The sequence below is a fragment of the Bradyrhizobium sp. SZCCHNRI3043 genome (assembly GCF_032377735.1).
GTDB lineage: Bacteria > Pseudomonadota > Alphaproteobacteria > Rhizobiales > Xanthobacteraceae > Bradyrhizobium.
The window spans coordinates 956,872-977,019 of record NZ_JAUHID010000001.1; the positions used below are offsets into that span (position 1 = coordinate 956,872).

Consider the following 20,148-nt stretch of genomic DNA (forward strand, 5'->3'; position numbering starts at 1 on the left):
CCTAATTCGACTAGTCGTCCGCTGAACTCGAGATATCGCGGCGCAGACGGTGCGCTCCCTCTCCCCGTTCTTCACGGGGAGAGGGTTGGGGTGAGGGGCTCTCTCCACGAGCACGGTGCTTGGAGAGTCCCCCTCACCCGGCGCCGTCTGTGTCGGACCAAACAGTTTCATCAACATCATCCAATCCGACATCATTGCAGCTTGCACTTGGTTTCGGGGCGGTCGACGCCGAGCGTGTCGAGTTCGGAGACCTGGTGCAGAAAGCCCTCCTGCGGCGAGACCGAGACGATCATGCGGCCGTCGGCAAGCAGGATCGGCTGGCGCAATTGCAGGTTCCAGTCGCGCAGCGAGAGGCGGGTACCCTTGAAGGCGGCGATGGTGAAGTTCGGGCCCTTGAGGTAGTCGGTCATCGTCTTGGCGTCGCCGGAGTTGGTGCGCGAGGCGGCCTCGCCGACCATGCGCACGGCCATCCAGGCCTGCATGTCCAAGGCGTCCATGCGGCGCGACGCGAGCTTCATGAAGCGGTTCTGCAGCTGGGTGGCGCCCCATTGGTCCTGTGAAGGATCCCAACTGGTCGGACGCAGGCCAGCGGAGCCGGCGACGGGCCTCGCATCCCAGGTGCGATAGGGCAAATAGGAGGCGAACACCTCGCTCTCGTCGGCGGTGACCAGCACGTCATAGGCCGGCGCCTTCTGCGTGAACACCGGCATCTGGCGCTGGATCAAGGTCACACCGCTGTCGGTGCGGCGCGCGCCGCCGGTGTCCGCGAAGGTGCGCTCCTCGACGATCTTGGCGCCGAAGCGCGTGGCGGCGCGGCGCAGCGCATCGGCAAACAGTCTGTCATTGTCGTGCGAGCCGGTGACGAGCAGCCAGCGCTTCCACTGCTTCCAGACCAGATATTGCGCGAGGCCATCGGCCAACATCGAGCGCGTCGGCGCGACATGGATGACGTTGGCGCGGCAGTCCTGCTCGCGCAGCCGGTCGTCGGTGGCGCCGACATTGAGCAGGGTGACGCCGCGGCCCCGCAACGCATCTGCGACCTTCAGCAGCGCATCTGCCGGCAGGTCCACGAGGACGAATCCCGTCTTGCCGGCGAGCTCATTGGCGGCCTGCGCGGCGTCCTCGTCATCCTTGACGCGGCGGTCGATCAAAGTGAAGCGCTGGTTGAGGAACTTGCCGGTGGTGTTGTTGTCCTCGATCGCGAGCTTCGCGCCGGCCACGCCATCATCGGCCGCAGGCTGGTCGAGCGGCGACAAGGTCTGCGGCACGCTGGCGCGGCCGAGATAGCCGATCGCGATGTCGACCGGATCCGCCGCGCTGGCGGCAGTTGCGGCGGCGATGAGGCCGATCGCGCCCATCAGAGATCGGGCCAGAACTCCCAGGACCACATGTCCTCCCATTGTTCCCTCGTCCTTGTCCGGCGAGGTTTCGTTTTGCAAGATGAACGAATTGGCCTAGCTTTCAACCCCACTTTTGGCCGCTGTCGCGTCATTTCGGATCACGACCTTGAAACCTGCCGTTCTCCCCGCGTTCCTGATCCTGATGTCTGCGACATCAGTGCATGCCGAGCCGACCAAGGTGGCGGTGTTCGACTTCGAGCTGATCGACACCAGCCTGCAGGGCGAGGTGCAGGGCCCGCGCCAGGACGAGCAGAACAGGCTGGCGCATGCGGCCGAGCAACTGCGCGCGGCGCTACATGACTCCGGACGTTTTCGCGTGCTCGACATCGCTCCCGTTAACGATGCGGCGCACCACAGCAATCTGCAGGCTTGCGGCGGCTGCGACGTCAAGCTCGCGGGCGACATCGGCGCCGATCTCGCCATCACCGGGACGGTGCAGAAGGTCTCCAATCTCATCCTCAACATGAACATCTATCTGCGCGACGTTCACACCGGCAAGCCGGTCGCGGCGATGACTGCGGATATGCGCGGCAACACCGACGAATCCTGGACGCGCACCATGGCTTGGCTCGTCCGCAACCGCCTGCTGGCGCCGAACTACGGCGCGCCGCAGGCGCAGTAGCCGACGAGATATGACGGTGCATTCTCGCGGCGGATGACGCCCGAGCTTTGCGTGTCGGTCGCCCCTTGGAAAACAAGAGGCGCAGGGAAGGCCGGGAGCCTGCCGCCCCCATGGCCCGCCTGCAGAAAGAAATGCAGGCGGCAGGTACCACAGGTTCGGCTGGGACATCCCGGTCCTCCCTGCGCGGATGGTCTTAACGGTTGCTTCGCGTTCTCCCCGGTGCGCCGGGCTTTCTGGTCACCGTGCGCGACGACGCGCTGTGAGCACGCCGCCGCGGAGGCATCGGCATCGGGATGCCAGGACCACGCGACTTGGCCGTACGCCGTGACGCGTTCGTCCGCACGCTCTCACGGGGCATGTGATGCCCTGAGCATGCTGCGCGCCGCCGGCGTCCACCGCATCCCACCTCCACGTTCGTGACGACCGCGATACGCCCTCTCGACGAGGCGGGATGGGGCTAAACAATCACGATTTCCGTAAAAACGAAAGTGAAATTTTTGTCGCCGCCGGGCTGGACACTGGGATCGCCTTGTGGCGCCGAGCGAAATCCGCCTCGTCGCGCACGTGGAATCCAGGCGCCGGGGAGACAAAATCGCCTCGACGGGCGCGTCATCGCACCCGTCGGGCAAATCACGTCCGCGGCTGATATCAGCGGCCGAGCCGCGCCGCGTGCCAGCGCAGGTGATCGGCCATGTAGGTCGAGATGAAGTAGTAGCTGTGGTCGTAGCCTTCCTGCTTGCGCAGCAAGAGCGGGATGTTCGCTTTCTCGCACGCCGCCTTCAGCAGCTCGGGGCGCAGCTGCTGCGTCAGGAACTGATCGGCGGTGCCGACATCGACCAGCAGGTCGGAGACGCGCGCGCCGTCCTCGATCAGCGTCACCGCATCGTGCTTGCGCCACGCCGCCTTGTCGGCGCCGAGATAGCCGCCCAGGGCCTTCTCGCCCCACGGCACCTGCGAGGGCGCGACGATCGGCGAGAACGCGCTGGCCGCGCGGTAGCGGTCCGGGTTGCGCAGCGCCACGGTGAGCGCGCCATGGCCGCCCATCGAGTGGCCCATCACCGACTGCCGGCGCGGGTCGACCGGGAAGTTCGCCGCGACCACGCTCGGCAGCTCCTCGGTGACGTAGCTCCACATGCGGTAGTTCTTCGCGAACGGTGCCTCGGTCGCGTCGACATAGAAGCCGGCGCCGAGGCCGAAATCATAGGCATTGTTGGGATCGCCCGGCACGCCGTCGCCGCGCGGCGAAGTGTCGGGCGCCACGAAGATCAGGCCGAGCTCGGCGCAGGCGGCGCGAAACTCGCCCTTTTCGGTGACGTTGGCGTGGGTGCAGGTCAGGCCGGAGAGATACCAGACGACCGGCAGCTTCGCGCCGTCGGCATGCGGCGGCACGAACACCGAGAACGTCATCTCGGTCTTGGTCTCCTGGCTGGCGTGGCGGTAGACGCCCTGGACGCCGCCATGGGACTTGTTCTGGGAGACGGTCGTGAGGGTCATGGGATCACCTGTTCGGCAATGATGTCGGGCCGCTGGCGCGCGTGCCGCCAACGCGTGTCAAGCTGCGTCGTTCAATCGGGGCGAGTCAAGCGACGCCGTTCTCGATCGCCAAACGCACCAACTCGCCGGATGTTCGCACGCCGAGCTTCTGGCGGATGATCGAGGAGGTGTTGGCGACGGTCTTGTAGGACGAGTGGATCAGCCAGGCAATCTCGGACAGGCTCTTGCCGGCGCTGAGCAGGCGGAGGATCTCGAGCTCGCGCGAGGTCAGCTTCGCCAGCGGGCTCTGCGCGACCGCGGCGCCCGCGAAGGCGATGCTGCGGGCGATCGCCGGCGGCAGATAGCTGCCGCCGCGCGCGACCTCGCGGATCGCCTCGGCGAGATCGTTCGGGTCGCCGCTCTTGGAGACGTAGCCCTTGGCGCCGATGTCGATGGCGCGCGCCGCGAACACCGGATCGTCGTTCATGCTGAACATGATCAGCCGGGCGTTGGCATCGTGGGCGAGGATGCGCCGCGCCAGCTCGAAGCCGGAGACGGTCGGCAGGTTGATGTCGACGACGCAGACGTCCGGCCGGCGCGCGATGAAGCTGGCTTCGCCGCTCTCGGCATCAGCGGCCTCGAGCAGCTCGAGGTCCGGATCGGTCGAGAGCAGGGCCCGGCAGCCCGATGCCACAATGGGATGGTCATCGACGATCAGTACGCGCATGGCCTTGGGGTCCCGGACTTCCAACTCGCGTCATTGTTGCGATGCATCATGGATGCATGCTGCGCGGTCTGGCATCATGTTGCAATTAGATCGCCGGCGGATTTGTCTGTCAATGTGAGGACGCGTGAAACCCGGTGGCTTTGAGGCGGAGAGAATGTGGCAGAATTGGTCGTTGCGGACCCGCATCAACGTGCTGCTGGCGCTGCTGCTGACGCTGGGCCTCGCCATCAACATCGGCCGTCTCGTGCTGGAGGCGGCGCCGCGCGTGCTGGCCGAGGACCAGAGCGTCATCCGCCTGACGCGGGCCTTCGTCGAGACCATCATGGACGAGGTCAACGACGCGCCGGATCCGAGCGCGCGCCTCGATCGGATCGTCGGTGATCTCCGACAGCTTCGTCACGTCAGCGTGAGACGGCAGGGCATGCCGGCGCAGACCCCGCCCTCTCCGGGCGTCGGCCGCGCGGCGCCGGCATGGTTCATCGCACTGGTGCATCCCGACAAGACCTCGGTCAGCATGCCGGTCATCGTCGCCGGCCGGAGCGACACGCTGGTGATCACGTCGCATCCCGACGACGAGATCGCGGAGATCTGGGACGGCATCGTCACCCAGCTCGTCGTCGGCTCGCTGGTCGGGCTGGCGTTGTTCGCGATCACCATGCTCGTGGTCGGCCGCGCGCTGGCGCCGCTGGCGGATCTATCGGAGGCGATGAGCCGGATCGAGGCCGGCGCCTATGATACCCGCGTCAAGCCGGGCGGCGCGCCCGAGCTCGCGGCGCTCTGCGCCAAGCTCAACCATCTCGCCGGCGCGCTCGGCGAGGCGGTGGAGGAGAAGCGCCGTCTGGCCGAGCGCACGGTGTCGTTGCAGGACCACGAGCGCAAGGAGATCGCGCGCGAGCTGCATGACGAGTTCGGGCCGCATCTATTCGCGCTGCGCGCCCATGCCAGTGCGCTGATGCGGCTGCCGGAGGCTGCGACGCTCGACGTCGCGGCGATGCGCCGGCACGGCCAGGCGATCCTCGACCAGGTCAACGCCGTGCAGCAGTTCAACCGCCGCATCCTCGAGCGGCTGCGGCCCGTGGGTCTCGCCGAGCTGGGCTTGCGCGAGGCGCTCGGCGCATTGGTGCGGCTGTGGCAGGAGTCAAGGCCGGAGGTCGTGATCGAGACCAGGTTCACCGACATGGTCGTGCGCAGCAATGAGACGGCGGAGCTGACGATCTACCGGGTGGTGCAGGAAGCGCTGACCAACGTGTTCCGCCACGCCGAGGCCACCGCGGTCAACGTCACCATCGAGCCGCTGCAGCAGACGACGGCCGGCCACCGCCGCAGCTACACGCGGGTGCGCGTCCGCGACGACGGCCGCGGATTCAGCCCGGAGCACAAGCTCGGATTCGGCCTCACCGGCATGCGCGAGCGGCTGCTGGCGCTCGGCGGCACGCTGACGGTGGCCTCCACCGGCACGGGCGTCACGATCGAGGCCATGGTGCCGGCCGACGCGGCTTAGGCCGGAACGAGACGACGGCCCGTCCTCACCGTTGACAGTGCCACACCGGAACTGTCGTCGCCTGCGGCGCATCATCGTCAACACGGCCTTGCCGTGGAACATCGCCCCACGTTCTCCATTGCCCAAGCAGGACGTGCGCCGGATGCACGTCTTCGCCTTCCTCGTGTCCGAGGAGAACAGAGCTTGCTGCAATCAGGGACGAGCCATGGGACAAATCGACGAATTGGGCCTCGAGGACCGCATCCGCAAGCGCGCTCACGCGCTGTGGGAGCAGGCCGGGCAGCCGCAGGGCCGGGAGGATGAGTTCTGGCACCAGGCCGAGCACGAAATCCGCGAGATCGAGCAGTTGCACGACGAAGCGACGACGCCGCCGCCGACGATGCTGCCGGGTTGAACGCCGTGCGTAGCGCGGGGGTCCGGCTAGCGATCCTCAAACGATCAAAGGACGAACCGATGAGCAAGGAAACACCGAAGGACGATCCGCGTCAGCGGACCGATGAAGGATCGATCAAGCAGACCGACAAGCCATGGACAGGAAACCCGGAGAAGGAGCAGCGCTCCGATTCCAAGAAGGATCTGGAGAAGTGGGCTGAGACCAAGACCCACTAACGACTAAAGCAAGACCCGTTGGCACGCGCTGCGTCGCGCGTGCCGATGGTTCTCCCGTCGATAGTTCGCCAGACGAATCCGATTTTCCAGGTCAGGCAGTGTGACCTGGGTCGGGTCGTGAGGGATCTGCTTCCGTTGCTGCGGCGTCATCCTCGCCGAATCCGGTTTGCCCGGCACGCGCGGACCGAGCTGAGGCCTCCGAGCTCGGCAGCAGGAACGCTGATGCCGTGCTGCGATTGACGTTGCAGCATTCGTCAGGAGAGCCGCGATGTCCGATCACTATCCGAAGCCGCCGTTTCCGCCGCAGTCGCAACCGATGCCGGGCACCACAGCCCGGATGGAGCCGCGGCCCGACCATGGCGAGACCAGCTACAAGGGATCAGGCAAGGTCGCGGGCATGAAGGCCGTCATTACCGGCGGCGACAGCGGCATCGGCCGCGCGGTGGCGATCGCGTATGCGCGCGAAGGCGCCGATCTGGTCATCGCCTATCTCAGCGAGCATGATGACGCCGGCGAGGTGAAGACGCTGATCGAAAAGGAGGGACGGAAGGTCATTCTGATGCCCGGCGACATCCAGGACGCCAGGCATTGCCGCGCCATCATCCAGCGCGCCGTCGACGAACTGGGCGGCCTCGACATTCTCGTCAACAACGCCGCGCATCAGGCATCCTTCAGCGACATCGGCGACATTTCCGACGAGGAGTGGGAGCTGACCTTCCGCACCAACATCCATGCGATGTTCTACCTGACCAAGGCGGCGGTGCCGCACATGAAGCCGGGCAGCGCGATCGTCAACACCGCGTCGATCAATGCCGACATGCCCAACCCCGGTCTGCTGGCCTATGCTGTCACCAAGGGCGCCATTCAGAACTTCACCGGCGGACTTGCGCAGTTGCTGGCCGAGAAGGGCATCCGGATCAACGCCGGGGCCCCCGGTCCGATCTGGACGCCGCTGATCCCTTCGACCATGCCGGAGGAGAAGGTGAAGAGCTTTGGCCAGCAGGTGCCGATGAAGCGTGCCGGTCAGCCGGCCGAGTTGGCGACCGCCTATGTGATGCTCGCTGATCCCCTGTCGAGCTACACGTCGGGGACGACGGTTGCCGTCACCGGCGGCAAGCCGTTCATCTGAGACCGGTGCACATCGTCTGCTGTCGCATTTGTCCGACATCCGACAAGTGCGTGACGTCGGCACGTCATAAGCCGTGCCGGTGCTACGCGGCGGACATCATCGCGCACGGCGCGGGCTCGGCCTGCACCGGCCACACCGCCGCAGCGGCCGTATCACCCTGCCGCTCGTCGAGGATCCGCTTCACCGAGCGTGAGCAGAGGCCGCATTGGACCGTGCAGCCGAGACAATCATACACTTGCGCCGGCGAGCCGAAGGTGATGTCGGCCGCCGTGACGATGTTGCGAATGGCCGTGTCGCTGATGACGTTGCAGGAACAGATGATCATGGCTGTTGCTCGCTCCTGCAAACGATAAGCAACCGGGATGCCAAGGCCGGCGCGTCGGATACGGGCTAATCAGAATCGTTCGAAACGATCTGATCGGCGGGCACGCTCGCGCTCGTCCTGATGCAGTTTGCGGCGTGCAGCCGTATTGCGGCCAGCGTCGCCTGGGCGAGCGCCTGTCCCTGCGCATCGATCCCGGTCCACTGCGCATGGCGGCCACGTGGATCGATCTCGGCGAGCGCGATGCCGGCCGGCACGTCGCTGCCGTCGCGGACGATGCCGCGCAGGATGCCGTCATAAGGGGCCGTGACCGGTGCGCCGGAGAGATGGCCGATCACGAAGCCCTTGTAGATGCGCGTGCCGATCTCGATCGGGGTATGCCATCGGCCCTCATGCGGCGAACGCACCAGGCGCTCGACGCCGACGAGCGCGCCCACATCATCCGTTGCCAGCGTCCAGCCCTCGCGCACGATCTGGCCGAGCCGGTCCGGCCGGGTCTCGATCGCGATATCGCAATTGGCTGATGGCGAGAAGCCCGGACCGATGCCGATCGAGAGCCGCGTCATGCCGCGCAAATTCGGGGTCACCTCGCGCCGCTGCATCCGCGCGTCGATCAGGACGTCGATGGTACGGACCGGCAGGAGATCGAGCAACCCGAGCGGGGTGACCAGGACGTGCCGGGGATCGCCGAGCGCCTTGAACACCTCCATCGTGCTCTCGATGCGCTCGCCGGTCACGTTCTCGATGCGGACGGTGTCGCCGAACAGGGCGTCGTGAAACGCCATCTTGCGGCGCATGACCGGCGGATTGGGATCATGCGACAGCACCACGCAGAAGCCCGCACGATGCAGATGCACGCCGATCGCGGACGCGACGTCGTTGGTCCCGAGGACCACGGCGAAGCGCACTGCATTCGTCCCGATGTCCCGGTTCATACGGCGTTGGCGTCTCGTGGCTGTCGTCGTGCGGCTGGCAAGCCGTCCCGTTCAAATGCGTCGAGCAAGAGTTGGACCATCAGCCATCGTTTTGAAAACGATCGCTCTTTGAAGGTCTTGCAAAGGACGCAGCACAAAGCCGACGCTGGATGTGTCCAGAACGCGCCAATCTGTCGCGAACCCGACAGAAAAGGGCTGCTTTGCCCGCCGTTTTCGCTGGCCCGGAATCTGCACAACCGGCGCATGGCAATACCGCTGATATTTCCGATCGTCGCGGAGCCTGCGCCCAGACCACGTCTGAGGCAAAGGCAGCAGCCGAAGCTTGGCAGCCGGCGTCCTGGTGGCGTTGCGGCGCAGGATCAGGACGGATGACGTGAGTCTCGTTCTCGACCAGGACGTCCGCGAGCCCGCCATGGCGGCGGCCGAGACCATCGCGGCGTGCCCGTTCCATCGAGACATGGCGGCCGCCGAGCGGCCCGCGCGCGCTGAGCAGAAAACGCTCGTGCTGACCGGCGGCTCGCGCGGCATCGGTCATGCGACCGCAAAGCTGTTCTCCGACGCCGGCTGGCGCATCATCACCTGCTCGCGCCAGCCGTTCGACGGTGCTCGCTGTCCGTGGGACGCCGGTCCCGACAACCACGTCCAGGTCGATCTCAGCGATCGCAAGGCGATCCCGCGCGCGATTGCCGACATCAAGCAGCGGCTCGACGGCGCGCCGCTGCATGCCTTGATCAACAATGCCGCGATCTCTCCGAAGGCCGGCGACGGCGGCCGGCTGGATTCTCTGTCGACTTCGGTCGAGACCTGGATGACCGTCTTTCACGTTAACTTTCTCGGACCGATCTTGCTCGCGCGCGGGCTGTTCGAGGAGCTGAAGCGCGGGCAGGGCGCGGTCGTCAACGTGACGTCGATCGTCGGCACCCGCGTCCATCCGTTTGCGGGCACCGCCTATGCGACCTCGAAGGCGGCGCTCGCCTGCCTGACCCGCGAGATGGCGCACGACTTCGCGCCGCATGGCATCCGCGTCAACGCCATCGCGCCGGGCGAGATCAAGACCGAGATGGTGTCCCCGGAGACCGAGGCGCGGTTCTCGCCGCTGATCCCGATGCGCCGGATCGGCGCTCCGGAGGAGGTCGCCAAGGTGCTGTTCTTCCTGTGCTCGGATGCGGCGAGCTACGTGACCGGCGAGGAGATCCAGATCAACGGGGGGCAGCACCTCTAGGTTGATCACAGCCGCGCGCTGCCGACACGCGGATGTGAACACGTCATACCCATGGCTTGCAGCCGAAGGCGACGAGCGGCGGGCCGACGGTGGAAAGTTGGTGTTCAGTGTTGTCCGTTGCGATCCGGTCGCAAACAGGCCGACGAATGCGCGGATATTAGGTGTCGAGAAGACAACGCGAAATCGTTAGGCGCACCGTCTTTGCCGCCCGCGGTGACGTGCAATGCACGCATCGTGACGGGTGCAAACTCATTTGTTAACATCATGAAAGCCTGCAGCTTTTCTGTTCTGTCCGTTGCACACTACTTCTGCGGCAATGCAGCAAAGTTAGGCACGACAATCATCTGCAGTTGGGGGAGGATGTTAGAACATCTACAATCACGGGCGGCTTCACCGAGGCGTTCGTGACGATCAGAGAAGCGGCCATGGTCCAAACGGAAACACGTCAGGTCGAAGCTCAGGACGTCAGGTCCAACGCCGCTCCGATCCCGCTCAGCGAGATCGCCCTGACGGGCATTTTCGAAATCTCGAAGATCCTGGCGGCGCCGACGCGGTTGGAGATCACCCTCGCCAATGTCGTCAACCTGCTGCAGTCCTTCATGCAGATGCGCCACGGCGTGGTGTCGCTGCTCGCCGATGACGGCATTCCCGATCTCGCAGTCGGGGCCGGGTGGAGCGAAGGCAGCGATCAGCGCTATCGCGAACGTCTGCCGCAGAAGGCGATCGACCAGATCGTCGCCACCGCCGTGCCGCTGATCGCGGAGAACGTCGCCGATCATCCCGCCTTCAGCGCCGCCGACGCGGTGACGCTCGGCGTCGGTGCCGACACCCGCGTGTCCTTCCTTGGCGTTCCCATCCGCATCGACCAGCGCGTCGTCGGCACGCTGACGATCGACCGTGTCTGGGACGGCCGCGCCGTGTTCCGGCTCGATTCCGACGTTCGCTTCCTGACCATGGTCGCCAACCTGATCGGCCAGACCATCAAGCTTCATCGGGTCGTCGCGCGTGACCGCGAGCGGCTGATGGCGGAAAGCCACCGGCTGCAGAAGGAGCTGTCGGAGCTGAAGCCGGCGCCGAAGGATCGCAAGAAGGTGCTGGTCGACGGCATCGTCGGCGACAGCCCGGCGCTGCGCGCATTGTTGGAGAAGATCAACGTCGTCGCCAAGTCGAATGCGCCGGTGCTGCTGCGCGGAGAATCGGGCACTGGCAAGGAGCTGGTGGCGAAGGCGATCCATGAACTGTCCAATCGCGCGAAGCGGCCGTTCATCAAGATCAACTGCGCCGCATTGCCAGAGACGGTGCTGGAGTCGGAGCTGTTCGGCCATGAGAAGGGCGCCTTCACCGGCGCGATCAACGCGCGCAAGGGCCGCTTCGAACTGGCCGACAAGGGCACCTTGTTCCTCGACGAGATCGGCGAGATCTCGCCGGCGTTCCAGGCCAAGCTCCTGCGCGTGTTGCAGGAGCAGGAGTTCGAGCGCGTCGGCGGCAATCAGACCATCAAGGTCGATGTCCGCATCGTCACCGCCACCAACCGCAACCTCGAGGAGGCGGTGTCGCGCAACGAGTTCCGCGCCGACCTCTACTACCGGATCAGCGTGGTGCCGATCAAATTGCCGCCGTTGCGCGAGCGTCGCAGCGACATTCCGCAGCTGGCGCGCGAGTTCCTGCGCCGCTTCAATTGCGAGAACGAGCGCGACCTGACGTTCGACGTCAGCGCGATCGAGGTGCTGATGCATTGCGGCTTCCCCGGCAATGTGCGCGAGCTGGAGAACTGCGTGCAACGGACCGCGACCATGGCAACGGGCTCGGCGATCAGCATGGACGACTTCGCCTGCAGCCGCAACGAGTGCATGTCGGCGATCCTGTGGAAGGGCAACACGGTAACCCCGCCGCCGCCGCGCGGCCAGCCCATGGTGCCGCTGCCGATCCTGCCGCGGACGTCGGCGCCGATCGAGGCTCCCGTCGAGTTGCCGGTCATCGATGCCGATGACGGCGAGTATTCCGAGAGCACGGAGGGCGGCGCGGTGCCGGAGCGCGACCGCATCGTGCAGGCGATGGAGCGGTCCGGCTGGGTCCAGGCCAAGGCCGCGCGCCTGCTCGGCCTCACGCCGCGTCAGATCGGCTACGCGCTGAAGAAGCACAATATCGAGGTCAAGCGGTTCTGAGCGGGTTGGGTCTCATGAGGGGCGCGCAGATGGCGCGCCCCTTTTTTTTTCACGTGCATGCTGTCGCCCGCGTAACGATAGTCGTGAAACTCGAGATCGCGCCCCGGCGACGGTCGGCTCCCCTCCCCGCAGGGGGGAGGGGAGCTCACTGCCTTCGTGGCGGGGGCTCGACCCAAACGCGCACGCGACTTCATGCGGCCTGTCGCACTTGCGACATGCTGTCGGGAGAGCGACAGCTGACCGGCGTAGCGATCTTTAGAATCCTCCTTAGAAATCAACCAAATGCTCTCTGGCACGCGGCTTGAAAGATACCCCGTGAATGACGTCGTCCGATGTCGCAGGGATCGCGGGGAGCTGCACATGACCTACAAGATCATCGCCTCACAATGCACGGTCTGCGGGGCTTGCGAGTTCGAATGTCCGAATGCGGCCATCCGGCTGAAGAACGACATGTACATCATCGATCCGAAGAAGTGCACGGAGTGCGAGGGCCACTTCGACGCGCCGCAATGCGCTGCCGTCTGTCCGGTGCCGGACACCTGCGTGCCCGCCTGACGCGGGCCGCGACGGAAACATTGCAAGCGGAGTGAGAGATGGCAGCGGTTCAGGAGACTATTGATCGGGTCAAGGGCATCGACGTCGATCAATATCGCTACGGATTCGAGACCGTCATCGAGTCCGAGAAGGCTCCGAAGGGGCTGTCGGAAGACACGATCCGCTTCATCTCGGCCAAGAAGAACGAGCCGGCCTGGATGCTCGAATGGCGGCTGGAGGCGTACCGCCGCTGGCTGACGATGACCGAGCCGACCTGGGCGCGCGTCGGATACCCGAAGATCGACTATCAAGATCTCTATTACTACGCGGCACCGAAGCCGAAGAAGAAGGTCGCCTCGCTCGACGAGATCGATCCGGAGATCCTGAAGACTTACGAGAAGCTCGGCATTCCCCTGCGCGAGGTCGAGATCCTCGAAGGCGTCGAGCGGCCTGCGGCGGCGGAAGCGGATGTCGACGGCGAGGCCGCGGCGCCGCGCAGCAAGATCGCCGTCGATGCCGTGTTCGACTCGGTGTCGGTGGCGACGACGTTCAAGGAGGAACTGAAGAAGGCCGGCGTGATCTTCATGCCGATCTCCGAAGCGCTACGCGAGCATCCCGACCTCGTCCAAAAATATCTTGGCACGGTGGTGCCCACCACCGACAACTATTTCGCGACGCTGAATTCGGCGGTGTTTTCCGACGGCTCGTTCGTCTACATCCCGCCGGGCGTGCGCTGCCCGATGGAGCTGTCGACCTACTTCCGCATCAACGAGCGCAACACCGGCCAGTTCGAGCGCACCCTGATCATCGCCGACAAGGGCGCCTACGTCTCCTATCTCGAAGGCTGCACGGCCCCGCAGCGCGACGAGAACCAGCTGCATGCCGCCGTGGTCGAGCTGGTCGCGCTGGATGATGCCGAGATCAAATATTCGACGGTGCAGAACTGGTATCCCGGCAATTCCGAAGGCGTCGGCGGCATCTATAATTTCGTCACCAAGCGTGGTGACTGCCGCGGCACAAATTCGAAGATCTCCTGGACCCAGGTCGAGACGGGATCGGCGATCACCTGGAAATATCCGAGCTGCATCCTGCGCGGCGACAATTCCAGCGGCGAGTTCTATTCGATCGCGATCTCCAACGGCTTCCAGCAGGTCGACTCGGGTACCAAGATGATCCATCTCGGCAAGAACACGTCGAGCCGGATCATCTCCAAGGGCATCGCCGCCGGCAAGTCGCAGAACACCTATCGCGGCCTGGTCAGCGCCCATCGCAAGGCCTCCGGCGCGCGCAACTTCACCGCCTGCGACTCGCTCTTGATCGGCGACAAATGCGGCGCGCACACCGTGCCCTACATCGAGGCCAAGAACTCCTCCGCGGTGTTCGAGCACGAGGCCACGACGTCGAAGATCTCCGAGGACGTGCTGTTCTACTGCATCCAGCGCGGCCTTTCCCAAGAGGAGGCGGTGGGGCTCGTCGTCAACGGCTTCGTCAAGGACGTGCTGCAGCAATTGCCGATGGAGTTCGCGGTCGAGGCGCAGAAGCTGATCTCGATCAGCCTCGAAGGATCGGTTGGATGACGGCGTCGCGTCGCGACAGCATCAGAAGGAGTGTTCGATGACGGCCTTGCTCGAAATCAAGGGGCTCCATGCCGAGATCGCAGGCGGACGGAAGATCATCCAGGGCCTGGACCTGACCGTGAACAAGGGCGAGATCCACGCCATCATGGGCCCGAACGGCGCCGGCAAGTCGACGCTGTCCTATGTGCTCGCCGGCAAGCCCGGCTACGAGGTCACGGCCGGCGAGGTCTATCTCAATGGCGAGGACCTCTTGGCGATGTCCGCCGACGAGCGCGCCGCCAAGGGCGTGTTCCTCGCGTTCCAATATCCGTTGGAGATCCCCGGCGTCGCGACGCTCACCTTCCTGCGGGCCGCCTTCAACGCCCAGCGCAAGGCGCGCGGCGAGGAGGAGCTGTCCTCGCCGGACCTGATCAAGCGGGTGCGCGAGATCGCCAAGACGCTGAACATCGATGCCGACATGCTGAAGCGGCCGCTCAATGTCGGCTTCTCCGGCGGCGAGAAGAAGCGCAACGAGACCCTGCAGATGGCGCTGCTGCAGCCGTCGCTCTGCGTGCTCGACGAGACCGATTCCGGCCTCGACATCGACGCGCTGAAGGTCGTCGCCAACGGCGTCAACGCGCTGCGCTCCGCCGAGCGAGGCATGATCGTGATCACCCACTATCAGCGGCTCCTCGACTACATCGTGCCCGACATCGTCCATGTGTTCGCGGCGGGCCGCATCGTCCGCACCGGCGGCAAAGACCTCGCGCGCGAGCTCGAGGCGACCGGCTACGCCCAGTACCAGAGCGAAGCGGCGTAAGGCGCCGGGGAGGACGAACATGGGCGTCGTGATCCGCAAGACCAAGGCCGAACTCGGACTGGCCGATCTGTATCAGGGCGCCCGCCGCTATCTGCCGGGCGGCGAGGAGATCACCGCGGTGCGCGCTGCTGCGTTCGACCGTTTCAATGCGGTCGGCCTGCCGCACCGGCGCGTCGAGGCGTGGCGCTACACCGATTTGCGCACGCAGATGAAGGAGGCCAAGCGGCTCGCCTCGCTGCCCGACGACGCGGCAAAAACCAAGGCGCGCGAGGCGAGCGACTTGTTCGCGGGCGCTGGCTTCCGCAAGCTGATGATCGTTGACGGTGCCTTCGTGCCCGAGCTGTCCGACCTCGCCGATCTTGAGCCGGGCCTCACCATCCAGCCGATGGCCGACGCGCTCGCCGCCGACAAGCCGCTGCTGTCGCAGCGTCTCGGCCCCGTCGTGCCTGACGACGATCCGGCGTTGGCGCTCAACACCGCGCTGGCTGCCAATGGCGTCGTGATCCTGGTGGCGCCGGGCACGGCGCTGAGCCGGCCAGTCCACGTCGCATTCGTCACGACCAATTGGGTCGCAACCTCGATGTACACGCGGTCGCTGGTCAATATCGGAACTGGGGCCAGCGCCACCATCGTCGAGTCGCATCAGGGGCCCGACGGAAGCGAATATCAAGTCAACACCGCGATGCAGCTCGTCGTCGGCGACGAGGCGCGGATCGACCATGTCAAGGTGACCCGGGAGGGCAACAGCGCGCTGCACATCTCCTCGCTGCTCGCCAATATCGGCGCGCGTGCGACCTTCAATCAGCTTGGCTTCGTCGCCGGCGGCAGCCTGGTGCGCAACCAGCTGTTCGTGCATATCGCGGGTGAGGGCACTGTTGCCGACATCCGCGGCGGATCGCTGCTGTCGGGCACCCAGCATGCGGACACGACCTTGGCGATCGAGCACGCAGCCGAGAACTGCCAGAGCCGCGAGACCTTCAAGGCGGTCGTCGGCGACACCGCGCGCGCGGTTTTCCAGGGCAAGATCACGGTTAGTCCCGGCGCGCAGAAGACCGACGCCAAGATGATGTCGCGGGCGCTGCTATTGTCCGACGAGGCCGAGGCCGACAGCAAGCCGGAGCTCGAGATCTTCGCCGACGACGTGCAGTGCGGCCACGGCACCACGACCGGCGCGATCGACGACGAGCTGCTGTTCTATCTGATGGCGCGCGGCATTCCGCCCAAGGAAGCCAAGGCGCTGCTGATCCAGGCCTTCGTTGGCGAGATCATCGAAGGCGCCGCCGATGAGAGCGTGCGGGCGGCGTTGACCGAAGCGATGCTGGGCTGGCTCGGACAACGGGAGTAGGTGATGCATGCAGCGGTGAACGGAAGCGGCTACGACGTTGGCCGCATCCGTGCGGACTTTCCGATCCTCGGCATGCAGGTGCACGGCAAGCCGCTGGTCTATCTCGACAACGCGGCGTCGGCGCAGAAGCCGCAGGCCGTACTGGACCGGATGAACCAGGTCTATACGTCCGAATACGCCAACGTGCATCGCGGGCTGCATTATCTCGCCAACGCCGCCACCGAGGCCTATGAGGGCGCCCGCGGCAAGGTGGCGTCGTTCCTGAATGCCGAAAGCCCTGAGCAGATCATCTTCACGCGCGGCGCCACGGAAGCCGTGAACCTGGTCGCGCAGACCTTCGGCCGCGAGCGGATCGGGCCGGGCGATGAGATCGTGCTCTCGATCATGGAGCACCACGCCAACATCATCCCCTGGCATTTCCTCCGGGAGCGCCAGGGCGCCGTGCTCAAATGGGCTCCTGTCGACGACGACGGCAATTTCCTGCTCGACGAATTCGAAAAGCTGCTGACGCCGCGCACCAAGATGGTGGCGATGACGCAGATGTCGAACGTGCTCGGCACGGTCGTGCCGGTCAAGGAGGTCATCCGCATCGCGCATGCGCGCGGCATCCCGGTGCTGATCGACGGCTCGCAGGCCGCCGTGCACATGGAGGTCGACGTCCGCGATCTCGATGCGGATTTCTATTGCATCACCGGGCACAAGATCTACGGCCCGACCGGCATCGGCGCGCTCTATGGCAAGCGCGAGCTCCTGGCGTCGATGCCGCCGTTCAACGGCGGCGGCGAGATGATCCGCGAGGTTTCGCGCGACTGGGTGACCTATGGCGATCCGCCGCACCGCTTCGAGGCCGGCACGCCACCGATCGTGGAAGCCGCCGGGCTGGGGGCTGCGATCGACTACGTCGCCTCCATCGGCAAGCAGCGCATCGCCGCGCATGAGCATGACCTCGTCGCCTATGCCACCGAGCAGTTGCGCGAGATCAACTCGCTGCGCATCATCGGCAACGCCGCCGACAAGGGCGCCATCGTCTCGTTCGAGATGCAGGGCGCGCATGCGCACGACTTCGCCACCGTCATCGACCGCTCCGGCGTCGCCGTCCGCGCCGGCACCCATTGCGCCATGCCGCTGCTGGAGCGCTTCGGCGTCACCGCGACGTGCCGGGCGTCGTTCGCGATGTACAACACGCGGGAAGAGGTCGACGTGCTGGTGCGGGCGCTGAAGAAGGCGCAGGAATTCTTTTCGTAGAGGCGCCTTTTACTACACGCAGTGATCGCGAAGAAGCGCTGCTCGTTGATGCGCCCTCTCCCCTTGTGGGAGAGGGCAGCACCGCTACCAGCCCTGGAATCGCTCGGGTGAGGGGTCGTCTCCGCGAGCCATGATCTTCTGAGTGCGCCGAGAGACCCCTCACCCGGCTGCCTTCGGCCTCCCCCCTCTCCCACAAGGGGAGAGGGTGCACCGAGTTCGCCGCGATACGCGCGATCAGTCAAAGCAGCAATCAAACAACCAAACCTACGCCGCCGCCGCGAGCGCCGCCTGGGCGTCGGCTCTGATGCGGCTCACCATCGAGCGGAAACCGTTGGAGCGCTGCGGGGTTAAATGCTCGCGCAGGCCGAGTTTCTCGAACAGCGCGATCGGATCGGCGGCGAGGATCTCGGATGCGGTGCGGCCGGACACCATCGCGAGCAGGATCGCGACCAGGCCGCGGACGATGTGGGCGTCACTGTCGCCGATGAAGTCGAGCGCCGGCACTGCGGCGTCGTGCCGCACTGTGGTGGCAAGCCAGACCTGGCTGGTGCAGCCCTGCACCTTGTTGCCATCATTGCGGTCGGCATCGGGCAGCGGCGGCAGGCCGCGGCCCAACTCGATCACGTAACGGTAGCGGTCGTCCCAGTCGTCGAGCAGCGCGAAATTCTCGACGATGTCCTCGATGTCCGGTGCCCCCGGCGTCGCGGTCTGGGTCATCTTCAACATCATCCCCTCCTCGTCATCGGCTGATCTCCGTGGATACCAGGGCCAGCTATGCCGTCAGGCCCGGCTCGCTACCGCGCCGCGCCAGCACGGAATCGACCGCGTGCGTGACGCCGTCGAAGGTGATCGGCTTGGCGATGATGGCTTCCGCGCCCTGCCGCAGGCCGGCCAGCGCGAGCGGCGACTTGGTCGATCCTGCGACCACGATGATGCCGGCCTGATGCATCGTCCTGGCGAGCATGCCGACCGTCTCGGCGCCGTCGTCCTCCAGGATGCTCATCCCGATGAGGACGGCGTCGGGCGTGGTCCGTGCGGCCTTGGTCAATGCGTCGGCGGTCTCCGCGAAGGTGAAGGTCTCGTGACGCTCACTGAGAATGTAGCCGAGCGCCGAGCGGATCACCTGATCGGCTTCAATGACAAAGACGCGCGTCTTGCTCGCCATCAATAGTACTCCTGCTGGCCCGTTCGAAAGCGGGTTTGATCTACATCAAGCAAACTCCGTACCGCCGCTCCTGGCCGGCCTCACGCGAGCGCTCCCCCGGTGTTCGCTACGGAAGCGCCGCTCGGAGCCGCGGCGGCATGTGTCGTTTCGGACAGCACGGCGCGGGAGCGTCGGGTGAAAACCCCCGATGTCGGATTTGCAACAAGTACATCCTAGCGCCGAGCTTGGCCGCATCTCTTTCAAAACATGGCCTTTTTAACGATTCCAAAGCTCTGGCACAGCCGTTGCAAAACTGGGCTCAGGCAAAGGTTGAGGGCTGAGTGCACGCCGACGCTTCGGACGAGCGATGCTCTCCTTCCCAATAACCCGTCTGCCGGTTCTGGAGAGAGGACGCGGTCTCGCGATGCAAGGTGCATGCGAGACATTGGCAATCGGTTGATGGAGAGCATCATGGCAGCGCTGCGACAAATCGCATTCTACGGCAAAGGCGGCATCGGCAAGTCGACGACGTCACAAAACACCCTCGCGGCACTCGCCGAGATGGGCCACCGGATCCTGATCGTCGGCTGCGATCCGAAGGCGGATTCGACCCGCCTGATCCTGCACGCCAAGGCGCAGGACACCATCCTCAGCCTGGCCGCTGCTGCGGGCAGCGTCGAGGACCTCGAGATCGAGGAGGTCATGAAGGTCGGCTATCGCGACATCCGTTGCGTCGAGTCCGGTGGTCCGGAGCCGGGCGTCGGTTGCGCCGGCCGCGGCGTCATCACCTCGATCAACTTCCTGGAAGAGAACGGCGCCTATGAGGACATCGACTACGTGTCCTACGACGTGCTCGGCGACGTGGTCTGCGGCGGCTTCGCGATGCCGATCCGCGAGAACAAGGCGCAGGAGATCTACATCGTGATGTCCGGCGAGATGATGGCGATGTATGCCGCCAACAACATCTCCAAGGGCATTCTGAAGTATGCCAACTCCGGCGGCGTGCGCCTGGGCGGCCTGGTCTGCAACGAGCGCCAGACCGACAAGGAGCTGGAGCTGGCGGAGGCTCTGGCGAAGAAGCTCGGCACCCAGCTGATCTACTTCGTGCCGCGCGACAACATCGTGCAGCACGCCGAGCTGCGCCGCATGACCGTTCTGGAATATGCGCCGGACTCGGTTCAGGCCGGCCACTATCGCTCGCTGGCGCAGAAGATCCACGCCAACGGCGGCAAGGGCATCATCCCGACCCCGATCACGATGGACGAGCTCGAGGACATGCTGATGGAGCACGGCATCATGAAGGCGGTCGACGAGAGCCAGATCGGCAAGACCGCCTCCGAGCTCGCCGCCACGGCGTAACCGCCACCGGTCATCCGGCCCATGATCTCTAAGGGCCGGA

20 protein-coding genes are annotated in these 20,148 nt (G+C 65.4%); 13 read left to right on the top strand and 7 right to left on the bottom strand.

Annotated features, from left to right (window positions below; genetic code table 11):
* Positions 1-191: 191 nt before the first annotated feature.
* Positions 192-1,400: an ABC transporter substrate-binding protein gene (locus tag QX124_RS04475; protein ID WP_315796454.1), complete on the bottom strand. Its 1,209-nt coding sequence runs from the start codon at positions 1,398-1,400 to the stop codon at positions 192-194.
* A gap of 142 nt (positions 1,401-1,542) precedes the next feature.
* Between QX124_RS04475 and QX124_RS04480 the strand changes: the two genes are divergently transcribed.
* Complete coding sequence (locus tag QX124_RS04480) at positions 1,543-2,022, top strand: DUF3280 domain-containing protein (RefSeq protein WP_315796621.1); 480 nt, start codon at positions 1,543-1,545, stop codon at positions 2,020-2,022.
* 648 nt (positions 2,023-2,670) lie between these two features.
* Here QX124_RS04480 and fghA read toward each other — a convergent pair.
* Positions 2,671-3,516: an S-formylglutathione hydrolase gene (fghA, locus tag QX124_RS04485; RefSeq protein ID WP_315796455.1), complete on the bottom strand. Its 846-nt coding sequence runs from the start codon at positions 3,514-3,516 to the stop codon at positions 2,671-2,673.
* 85 nt (positions 3,517-3,601) lie between these two features.
* Positions 3,602-4,222 (bottom strand): response regulator transcription factor, encoded by a 621-nt coding sequence (locus QX124_RS04490; protein ID WP_315713180.1) that lies wholly within the window; start codon positions 4,220-4,222, stop codon positions 3,602-3,604.
* A 154-nt stretch (positions 4,223-4,376) separates the two neighbouring features.
* Here QX124_RS04490 and QX124_RS04495 point away from each other — a divergent pair, with 154 nt between their 5' ends.
* From QX124_RS04495 to QX124_RS04510, 4 genes are all read left to right on the top strand, one after another.
* Positions 4,377-5,723, top strand: a complete 1,347-nt coding sequence (locus QX124_RS04495) for an ATP-binding protein (protein WP_315796456.1) — start codon at positions 4,377-4,379, stop codon at positions 5,721-5,723.
* Between the two features lie 205 nt (positions 5,724-5,928).
* Positions 5,929-6,117, top strand: coding sequence for a DUF2934 domain-containing protein (locus QX124_RS04500; protein WP_315741023.1), 189 nt, complete (start codon positions 5,929-5,931; stop codon positions 6,115-6,117).
* A 59-nt stretch (positions 6,118-6,176) separates the two neighbouring features.
* The gene (locus QX124_RS04505) at positions 6,177-6,332 is read left to right on the top strand and encodes a hypothetical protein (protein WP_315740937.1); all 156 of its coding nucleotides are present in this window, start codon (positions 6,177-6,179) and stop codon (positions 6,330-6,332) included.
* Between the two features lie 268 nt (positions 6,333-6,600).
* Positions 6,601-7,461 carry an SDR family oxidoreductase gene (locus tag QX124_RS04510; RefSeq protein WP_315740938.1) on the top strand — a complete coding sequence of 287 codons (861 nt, stop codon included), beginning with the start codon at positions 6,601-6,603 and terminating at the stop codon, positions 7,459-7,461.
* Between the two features lie 82 nt (positions 7,462-7,543).
* Here QX124_RS04510 and QX124_RS04515 read toward each other — a convergent pair whose 3' ends face one another.
* Positions 7,544-7,786, bottom strand: a complete 243-nt coding sequence (locus QX124_RS04515) for a bacterioferritin-associated ferredoxin (protein WP_315796458.1) — start codon at positions 7,784-7,786, stop codon at positions 7,544-7,546.
* 65 nt (positions 7,787-7,851) lie between these two features.
* The gene (locus tag QX124_RS04520) at positions 7,852-8,718 is read right to left on the bottom strand and encodes a xanthine dehydrogenase (RefSeq protein WP_315796459.1); all 867 of its coding nucleotides are present in this window, start codon (positions 8,716-8,718) and stop codon (positions 7,852-7,854) included.
* A gap of 373 nt (positions 8,719-9,091) precedes the next feature.
* Between QX124_RS04520 and QX124_RS04525 the strand changes: the two genes are divergently transcribed.
* From QX124_RS04525 to QX124_RS04555, 7 genes are all read left to right on the top strand, one after another.
* Positions 9,092-9,940, top strand: a complete 849-nt coding sequence (locus QX124_RS04525; RefSeq protein ID WP_315796460.1) for an SDR family oxidoreductase — start codon at positions 9,092-9,094, stop codon at positions 9,938-9,940.
* Between the two features lie 425 nt (positions 9,941-10,365).
* Complete coding sequence (gene nifA, locus QX124_RS04530; protein ID WP_315796461.1) at positions 10,366-12,105, top strand: nif-specific transcriptional activator NifA; 1,740 nt, start codon at positions 10,366-10,368, stop codon at positions 12,103-12,105.
* Positions 12,106-12,465: 360 nt separating this feature from the next.
* Entirely contained in the window at positions 12,466-12,660 is a 195-nt protein-coding gene (locus QX124_RS04535) for a 4Fe-4S dicluster domain-containing protein (RefSeq protein ID WP_006609648.1), read from the top strand.
* A 38-nt stretch (positions 12,661-12,698) separates the two neighbouring features.
* Positions 12,699-14,216 (top strand): Fe-S cluster assembly protein SufB, encoded by a 1,518-nt coding sequence (sufB, locus tag QX124_RS04540; RefSeq protein ID WP_315740943.1) that lies wholly within the window; start codon positions 12,699-12,701, stop codon positions 14,214-14,216.
* Between the two features lie 37 nt (positions 14,217-14,253).
* Complete coding sequence (sufC, locus tag QX124_RS04545; protein ID WP_315740944.1) at positions 14,254-15,015, top strand: Fe-S cluster assembly ATPase SufC; 762 nt, start codon at positions 14,254-14,256, stop codon at positions 15,013-15,015.
* Positions 15,016-15,034: 19 nt separating this feature from the next.
* Positions 15,035-16,360 carry a Fe-S cluster assembly protein SufD gene (gene sufD, locus QX124_RS04550; protein ID WP_315796463.1) on the top strand — a complete coding sequence of 442 codons (1,326 nt, stop codon included), beginning with the start codon at positions 15,035-15,037 and terminating at the stop codon, positions 16,358-16,360.
* 3 nt (positions 16,361-16,363) lie between these two features.
* Entirely contained in the window at positions 16,364-17,605 is a 1,242-nt protein-coding gene (locus QX124_RS04555) for a cysteine desulfurase (protein ID WP_315796464.1), read from the top strand.
* A gap of 264 nt (positions 17,606-17,869) precedes the next feature.
* On the opposite strand, the gene QX124_RS04560 is transcribed toward QX124_RS04555, so the two are convergent.
* Both QX124_RS04560 and QX124_RS04565 read right to left on the bottom strand, forming a co-directional pair.
* On the bottom strand, positions 17,870-18,331 hold the full coding sequence (locus QX124_RS04560; protein WP_315796465.1) for a SufE family protein: 462 nt from the start codon (positions 18,329-18,331) through the stop codon (positions 17,870-17,872).
* Positions 18,332-18,377: 46 nt separating this feature from the next.
* Entirely contained in the window at positions 18,378-18,770 is a 393-nt protein-coding gene (locus QX124_RS04565) for a response regulator (RefSeq protein WP_315785978.1), read from the bottom strand.
* Between the two features lie 450 nt (positions 18,771-19,220).
* Between QX124_RS04565 and nifH the strand changes: the two genes are divergently transcribed.
* Positions 19,221-20,108, top strand: coding sequence for a nitrogenase iron protein (gene nifH / locus QX124_RS04570; RefSeq protein WP_315740949.1), 888 nt, complete (start codon positions 19,221-19,223; stop codon positions 20,106-20,108).
* Positions 20,109-20,148: the final 40 nt, after the last annotated feature.

Bases quoted from the DNA above. Each gene is read 5' to 3' on its own strand.
- QX124_RS04560 (WP_315796465.1), bottom strand. From the start codon at position 18,331: ATGTTGAAGATGACCCAGACCGCGACGCCGGGGGCACCGGACATCGAG.
- QX124_RS04520 (WP_315796459.1), bottom strand. From the start codon at position 8,718: ATGAACCGGGACATCGGGACGAATGCAGTGCGCTTCGCCGTGGTCCTC.
- QX124_RS04475 (WP_315796454.1), bottom strand. From the start codon at position 1,400: ATGGGAGGACATGTGGTCCTGGGAGTTCTGGCCCGATCTCTGATGGGC.
- sufD (WP_315796463.1), top strand. From the start codon at position 15,035: ATGGGCGTCGTGATCCGCAAGACCAAGGCCGAACTCGGACTGGCCGAT.
- QX124_RS04505 (WP_315740937.1), top strand. From the start codon at position 6,177: ATGAGCAAGGAAACACCGAAGGACGATCCGCGTCAGCGGACCGATGAA.
- QX124_RS04510 (WP_315740938.1), top strand. From the start codon at position 6,601: ATGTCCGATCACTATCCGAAGCCGCCGTTTCCGCCGCAGTCGCAACCG.
- QX124_RS04535 (WP_006609648.1), top strand. From the start codon at position 12,466: ATGACCTACAAGATCATCGCCTCACAATGCACGGTCTGCGGGGCTTGC.
- QX124_RS04500 (WP_315741023.1), top strand. From the start codon at position 5,929: ATGGGACAAATCGACGAATTGGGCCTCGAGGACCGCATCCGCAAGCGC.
- fghA (WP_315796455.1), bottom strand. From the start codon at position 3,516: ATGACCCTCACGACCGTCTCCCAGAACAAGTCCCATGGCGGCGTCCAG.
- QX124_RS04480 (WP_315796621.1), top strand. From the start codon at position 1,543: ATGTCTGCGACATCAGTGCATGCCGAGCCGACCAAGGTGGCGGTGTTC.
- QX124_RS04490 (WP_315713180.1), bottom strand. From the start codon at position 4,222: ATGCGCGTACTGATCGTCGATGACCATCCCATTGTGGCATCGGGCTGC.
- QX124_RS04495 (WP_315796456.1), top strand. From the start codon at position 4,377: ATGTGGCAGAATTGGTCGTTGCGGACCCGCATCAACGTGCTGCTGGCG.
- QX124_RS04515 (WP_315796458.1), bottom strand. From the start codon at position 7,786: ATGATCATCTGTTCCTGCAACGTCATCAGCGACACGGCCATTCGCAAC.
- QX124_RS04555 (WP_315796464.1), top strand. From the start codon at position 16,364: ATGCATGCAGCGGTGAACGGAAGCGGCTACGACGTTGGCCGCATCCGT.
- sufB (WP_315740943.1), top strand. From the start codon at position 12,699: ATGGCAGCGGTTCAGGAGACTATTGATCGGGTCAAGGGCATCGACGTC.
- sufC (WP_315740944.1), top strand. From the start codon at position 14,254: ATGACGGCCTTGCTCGAAATCAAGGGGCTCCATGCCGAGATCGCAGGC.
- QX124_RS04565 (WP_315785978.1), bottom strand. From the start codon at position 18,770: ATGGCGAGCAAGACGCGCGTCTTTGTCATTGAAGCCGATCAGGTGATC.
- nifA (WP_315796461.1), top strand. From the start codon at position 10,366: ATGGTCCAAACGGAAACACGTCAGGTCGAAGCTCAGGACGTCAGGTCC.
- nifH (WP_315740949.1), top strand. From the start codon at position 19,221: ATGGCAGCGCTGCGACAAATCGCATTCTACGGCAAAGGCGGCATCGGC.